This is a genomic window from Mesorhizobium sp., assembly GCF_017306585.1.
Taxonomy (GTDB): domain Bacteria; phylum Pseudomonadota; class Alphaproteobacteria; order Rhizobiales; family Rhizobiaceae; genus Mesorhizobium.
In genome coordinates this window covers 1-3,951 of sequence record NZ_JAFKIC010000330.1, presented here as the reverse complement: position 1 = coordinate 3,951, position 3,951 = coordinate 1, and the positions used below count along the sequence as shown (strand labels likewise).

General features: G+C 63.6%; 4 protein-coding genes. 3 read left to right on the top strand and 1 reads right to left on the bottom strand.

Features of this window, described 5'->3' with window-relative positions; translation table 11 throughout:
* Positions 1–322: 322 nt before the first annotated feature.
* Complete coding sequence (gene hpaR, locus J0I79_RS34195) at positions 323–718, bottom strand: homoprotocatechuate degradation operon regulator HpaR (RefSeq protein ID WP_292870335.1); 396 nt, start codon at positions 716–718, stop codon at positions 323–325.
* 213 nt (positions 719–931) lie between these two features.
* Here hpaR and J0I79_RS34190 point away from each other — a divergent pair, with 213 nt between their 5' ends.
* The 3 genes from J0I79_RS34190 to hpaD are packed head-to-tail and all read left to right on the top strand — an operon-like array spanning position 932 to position 3,844.
* Positions 932–1,318, top strand: a complete 387-nt coding sequence (locus J0I79_RS34190; protein ID WP_292870332.1) for a 5-carboxymethyl-2-hydroxymuconate Delta-isomerase — start codon at positions 932–934, stop codon at positions 1,316–1,318.
* Between the two features lie 12 nt (positions 1,319–1,330).
* Entirely contained in the window at positions 1,331–2,848 is a 1,518-nt protein-coding gene (hpaE, locus tag J0I79_RS34185) for a 5-carboxymethyl-2-hydroxymuconate semialdehyde dehydrogenase (RefSeq protein WP_292870329.1), read from the top strand.
* 15 nt (positions 2,849–2,863) lie between these two features.
* The gene (gene hpaD / locus J0I79_RS34180) at positions 2,864–3,844 is read left to right on the top strand and encodes a 3,4-dihydroxyphenylacetate 2,3-dioxygenase (RefSeq protein WP_292870326.1); all 981 of its coding nucleotides are present in this window, start codon (positions 2,864–2,866) and stop codon (positions 3,842–3,844) included.
* Positions 3,845–3,951 lie beyond the last annotated feature (107 nt).

The window sequence follows — 3,951 nt, the reverse complement described above, 5'->3', positions numbered from 1 at the left end:
GAGCGCTTCAAGACCTTCTACACCGCGCTTGCGGCCCGATCTGGATCAAAGAAACTGGCAATCGTCGCCGTCGCCAGAAAGCTTCTCGTCACTCTCAATGCCATCATTCGCGACAAAATCGCGTTCGCATGAACACAGTTGCCATGCCGGGACTCAGATGCGCCGCCACGGTTCAGAATTCTGCACCGCTGCACCCTTCGGCTGAGGTCACGGAATGGATCCCAGGGTCTTCGCGACGCCGCTTCGCGGCTGCTCCGCCCTAGGATGACGAAGCGGTGAGGCTTCGCCAATATTCAGGACAATGGAGGCAGCCCACCGAGAATCAACTCTCGCCGTCGATCAGGCTCTCCAGCAGATCGAGCAGCTGCTCCAGCCTTTCCTGACCAAACCGCCGTTCGATGTCGTCATAGATGATGCGCCGCTCGGGCGAGAGGGCATCGATCAGCGCGGCGCCGGCCGGCGCAATGGTAAGCACCACGCGGCGGCCGTCGCCCTCCGCCTTGTTGCGGGTGATGAACTTCCGGCCCTCGAGCGCCTTGATGATGCGGGTCAGGCTTGGCGGCAGCACCGAGGCGCGGTCGGCGAGCTCGGTGGCTTCCACCGATCCGGCCTCGCTCAGGACGCGCAGCACGCGCCATTGCTGTTCGGTCACGTCATGGGCGGCCAGCATCGGCCGGAACCGCGCCATCACGGCCTCGCGGGCATGAAGGAGTGCCATCGGCAGGGAACGACGAGTGTTTTCCGGCAGCAAGAAAGGCGCTCCCCAATAATGCGGTCGTCAGCCGGCTCTGACCCGGCGCGGACCGCGCCAAAACCCCAACCCTCCATCCCGTATCGTCGCCTCAAGACCGATGCAAGACTTGACTTCGACGGCACCGCATGTAATTAACGCGTTAACTACAACAATGCAACGGTCCAGGGAACGAGACACGTGCCTCACTTCTCCATCGAGTATTCGGCCAATCTCGACGCCAAGGTCGACATGGACGAACTGTGCGTGCTGGTGTTGCGCACCGTGCTCGATACCGGGCTGTTCGAAACCGGCGCGGTGCGGGTGCGGGCCTTTCGCACCGAGGCCTATGCCATCGCCGACAATCTCCCCGAAAATGCCTTCCTCGACATGTCGTTCAGGATCGGCACCGGCCGCAGCGCCGAGGACAAGAAGCGGACTGGCGAGGCTGTTTTCGCGGCGGTGAGCGACTATCTCGGCCGCCTGTTCGAAACCCCGCATTTTGCCCTGTCGCTGGAAATCAGGGAAATCGATCCGGCGCTGAGCTGGAAGAAGAATGCAATCCACCCGCGGCTGCGCGGCAAGTGATGGAAGACTGACATGTCCGACCTCGAAGGCAATCTCAAAAAGGCCGAGGCCTATCTCGCGCGATTCCAGCGCGATGGTGTGCTGAACCAGATCGGCGGCGAGGCGGTGCCGGCCGCCGACGGCTCGACCTTCGAGACGATGTCGCCGGTCGATCTCAAGCCGCTGGCCAAGGTGGCGCGCGGCGGCGCCGTCGACATCGACCGCGCGGCCAAGGCGGCCAAGGCGGCCTTCCCCGCCTGGGCGGCCATGCCGGGTGAAGCGCGCAAGAAGCTGCTGCACAGAATCGCCGACGCGATCGAGGCGCGCGCCGAGGAGATCGCCTTTGTCGAATGCATGGACACCGGCCAGGCGCTGAAATTCATGGCCAAGGCCGCATTGCGGGGCGCGGAAAATTTCCGCTTCTTCGCCGACCGCGCACCGGAAGCGCGCGACGGTGAGACGCTGCGCGCGCCCGGGCAGATCAACCTCACCACTCGCGTGCCGATCGGGCCTGTCGGCATCATCACGCCGTGGAACACGCCGTTCATGCTGTCGACATGGAAGATCGCGCCGGCGCTGGCGGCGGGCTGCACGGTTGTTCATAAGCCGGCTGAATTCTCGCCACTGACGGCGCGCCTGCTGGTCGAGATCGCCGAGGAGGCCGGCCTGCCGAAGGGCGTGTGGAACCTGGTCAACGGGCTTGGCGAGCATGCCGGCAAGGCGCTGACCGAGCACCCCGACATCAAGGCGATCGGCTTCGTCGGCGAAAGCCGCACCGGTTCGATGATCATGAAACAGGGCGCCGATACGCTGAAGCGCGTGCATTTCGAGCTGGGCGGCAAGAACCCGGTGATCGTCTTCGCCGATGCCGATCTCGAACGCGCGGCGGATGCCGCCGTGTTCATGATCTACTCGCTCAACGGCGAGCGCTGCACCTCGTCGTCGCGCCTGCTGGTGGAAGCTTCGATCTATGACAAGTTCACCGATCTGGTGGCGGAGAGGGCAAAGCGGATCAAGATAGGCCACCCGCTCGATCCGAAGACCGTGGTCGGGCCGCTGATCCATCCGGTGCACGAGGAGAAAGTGCTGTCCTATATCGAAGTCGGAAAATCGGAAGGCGCGGTGGTCGCCGCCGGCGGCGGCAAGTTCGACGGCCCGGGCGGCGGCTGTTATGTCAGCCCGACGCTGTTCACCGGCGCCACCAACAGGATGCGCATCGCCCAGGAGGAGATTTTCGGGCCGGTGTTGACGGCGATCGCCTTCAAGGACGAGGCGGAAGCGCTGGCACTGGCCAACGACACGACATACGGCCTGACCGGCTATCTCTGGACTTCCGACGTGACACGCGCCTTCCGCTTCACCGATGCGCTCGAGGCCGGCATGATCTGGGTCAATTCGGAGAATGTGCGGCACCTGCCGACGCCGTTCGGTGGCGTCAAGAATTCCGGCATCGGCCGTGACGGCGGCGACCATTCCTTCGATTTCTACATGGAGACGAAGAACATCGCCTTCGCAACGGCCGCGCACGCGATCCAGAAACTCGGCGGCTGACCGGAGGACCCCACAATGCCTTTGCCCAAACCCAACCTCTATCCCGCCTTCAACATCGTGCGGCTCAGCCATGTCGAACTGGCGGTGACCGATCTTGCCAAATCCCGCGCCTTCTACGTCGACACACTCGGCCTGCAGGTGACCGACGAAACGTCAGGAGCCATCTACCTCAGGGCAATGGAGGAGCGTGGCCATCACTGCATAGTGCTGAAAAAGGCCGGCACGGCCGAAGCGCGCGACCTCGGCTTCAAGGTGTTTTCCGAAGAAGACTTGGACAAGGCAGCTCACTTCTTTGGCGGCAAAGGCCTGCCGGTGGAGTGGGTGGAACGCCCCTACCAGTCGCGCACCTTCCGCACGCGCGACCCGCACGGCATTCCGCTGGAATTCTATGCCCAGATGGATCGGCTGGCGCCGATCCACCAGAAATACGCGCTCTACAAGGGCGTGAAGCCGCTGCGCATCGACCATTTCAACTGCTTCTCGCCCAATGTCGACGAGTCGGTCGCCTTCTACAACGAGCTCGGCTTCCGCGTCACCGAATACACGGAGGATGCGGCGAGCGGAAAGCTGTGGGCGGCCTGGACGCATCGCAAGGGCGGCGTGCATGACATCGCCTTCACCAATGGTGTCGGGCCGCGCCTGCATCACGTCGCCTTCTGGGTGCCGACGCCGCTCAACATCATCGACCTGCTCGACCTGATGGCGACCACAGGCTATCTGCCGAACATCGAGCGAGGCCCCGGCCGGCACGGCATTTCCAACGCCTTCTTCCTCTACGTGAGGGACCCGGACAACCACCGCATCGAGATCTACTGTTCCGACTACCAGACGGTCGATCCGGACCTGGAACCGATCAAGTGGGATCTGAAGGACCCGCAGCGCCAGACGCTGTGGGGCGCGCCTGCGCCCAAGAGCTGGTTCGAGGAAGGCAGTGTTTTCGCGGGGGCGTCGGTGCGCCAGCCTGATCTGGCGGCTTCGCCGATCGTGGCGCCTTGATGTCAGTTCTCTACGGCGCCCCCCTCTGTCCTGCCGGACATCTCCCCCACGAGGGGGGAGATTGGCAGCGTCGACCCCTGCGCCTTTTTCTTCGATATTCAAAATTG

What these genes read in the sequence shown, in the direction of transcription:
- hpaE (WP_292870329.1), top strand. Translation starts at nt 1,331, where the DNA reads ATGTCCGACCTCGAAGGCAATCTCAAAAAGGCCGAGGCCTATCTCGCG.
- hpaD (WP_292870326.1), top strand. Translation starts at nt 2,864, where the DNA reads ATGCCTTTGCCCAAACCCAACCTCTATCCCGCCTTCAACATCGTGCGG.
- hpaR (WP_292870335.1), bottom strand. Translation starts at nt 718, where the DNA reads ATGGCACTCCTTCATGCCCGCGAGGCCGTGATGGCGCGGTTCCGGCCG.